The sequence below is a fragment of the Bacillus sp. DHT2 genome, from assembly GCF_026241455.1.
Lineage (GTDB): Bacteria > Bacillota > Bacilli > Bacillales > Bacillaceae_G > Bacillus_A > Bacillus_A pseudomycoides.
In genome coordinates this window covers 1-883 of the sequence record NZ_JAPHWH010000066.1, presented here as the reverse complement: position 1 = coordinate 883, position 883 = coordinate 1, and the positions used below count along the sequence as shown (strand labels likewise).

Here is an 883-nt window from a genome sequence, read left to right as displayed (position 1 = left end):
GTCAAACGCTCTATCCAATTGAGCTACGGGCGCATATGGTGCCGAGGGCGGGGGTCGAACCCGCACGGTGGTCACCCACCGCAGGATTTTAAGTCCTGTGCGTCTGCCTGTTCCGCCACCCCGGCATATCATATTGTAAATTGGAGCGGAAGACGGGATTCGAACCCGCGACCCCAACCTTGGCAAGGTTGTATTCTACCACTGAACTACTTCCGCTCGGTATGAAATTGATTTCGCTTATAAAGTGCGGGTGAAGGGAGTCGAACCCCCACGCCAAAGGCGCCAGATCCTAAGTCTGGTGCGTCTGCCAATTCCGCCACACCCGCGAATTATTATAAATGGTGAGCCATGAAGGACTCGAACCTTCGACCCTCTGATTAAAAGTCAGATGCTCTACCAACTGAGCTAATGGCTCGTACAAGAAAAACTGGTGCCGGCTAGAGGACTTGAACCCCCAACCTACTGATTACAAGTCAGTTGCTCTACCAATTGAGCTAAGCCGGCGTATATGGTGGAGGATGACGGGATCGAACCGCCGACCCCCTGCTTGTAAGGCAGGTGCTCTCCCAGCTGAGCTAATCCTCCATTTGCCTGGCAACGTCCTACTCTCACAGGGACAAGGTCCCAACTACCATCGGCGCTAGAGAGCTTAACTTCCGTGTTCGGTATGGGAACGGGTGTGACCTCTCTGCCATCATTACCAGACTTTTATTATTATACACATTCCTTACGGAATGTCAACAGGAATTTTAAATATATATTCCTTCAAAACTAGATAACATTTGCTTCATATTATATGGTTAAGTCCTCGATCTATTAGTATTCGTCAGCTCCACATGTCACCATGCTTCCACCTCGAACCTATCAACCTGATCATCTTTCA

General features: G+C 49.6%; 6 tRNA genes and 2 rRNA genes. All 8 read right to left on the bottom strand.

What is annotated here, in order from left to right:
• Positions 1 to 36: 36 nt before the first annotated feature.
• Positions 37 to 125: transfer RNA gene (locus ORL93_RS30820), tRNA-Leu, on the bottom strand.
• Positions 126 to 141: 16 nt separating this feature from the next.
• A tRNA-Gly gene (locus ORL93_RS30815) sits at positions 142 to 216 on the bottom strand.
• 29 nt (positions 217 to 245) lie between these two features.
• A tRNA-Leu gene (locus tag ORL93_RS30810) sits at positions 246 to 326 on the bottom strand.
• Between the two features lie 13 nt (positions 327 to 339).
• Positions 340 to 415: transfer RNA gene (locus tag ORL93_RS30805), tRNA-Lys, on the bottom strand.
• 13 nt (positions 416 to 428) lie between these two features.
• Positions 429 to 504 (bottom strand) — tRNA-Thr (locus ORL93_RS30800).
• A 5-nt stretch (positions 505 to 509) separates the two neighbouring features.
• Positions 510 to 585 (bottom strand) — tRNA-Val (locus ORL93_RS30795).
• Between the two features lie 4 nt (positions 586 to 589).
• Positions 590 to 705 (bottom strand): 5S ribosomal RNA (rrf, locus tag ORL93_RS30790).
• 91 nt (positions 706 to 796) lie between these two features.
• A 23S ribosomal RNA gene (locus ORL93_RS30785) occupies positions 797 to 883 on the bottom strand; the annotation flags it as partial.